The 320-nt window shown below is 58.4% G+C and carries 1 protein-coding gene; it reads right to left on the bottom strand.

What is annotated here, in order from left to right; translation table 11 throughout:
• Positions 1-320: immunoglobulin-like domain-containing protein (locus tag ACTJJN_RS27085; protein ID WP_440781811.1), on the bottom strand; the 320-nt coding region annotated here is incomplete at both ends.

Raw genomic sequence — 320 nt, 5'->3', positions numbered from 1 at the left:
GTGATGACGGTTTTGCCGTCGCTCAGCGTGAAGGTCAATGCACTGTGGTTGTTGATCGGCAGACCGTCTTTGTTGGTCAGGGTGATGGTGTAGGTGATCTCGCCGCCTTCGGTCACCGAAGGCGTCGCGGTCAGCTTGGCCACTACTTCATCGGTGGTATCGGTCACTTGAACCGAAGCCGCACCGCCCAGTTGCAGGTTCTCGAACTTAGCGCCAGTGACGTCTACCGCCGAATTGATACCCAGGCTGATCTGGCCAGCATCGTTGTAGACGTCATCACCCTGCGCAGCATGGGTGTATGGCGCGCTGGTTTCACCGGC

This window comes from Pseudomonas sp. 22515, from assembly GCF_052044625.1.
Taxonomy (GTDB): Bacteria; Pseudomonadota; Gammaproteobacteria; order Pseudomonadales; family Pseudomonadaceae; genus Aquipseudomonas; species Aquipseudomonas alloputida.
The sequence above is the reverse complement of the archived record's forward strand: the minus strand, read 5'-3'. Positions and strand labels throughout refer to the sequence as shown.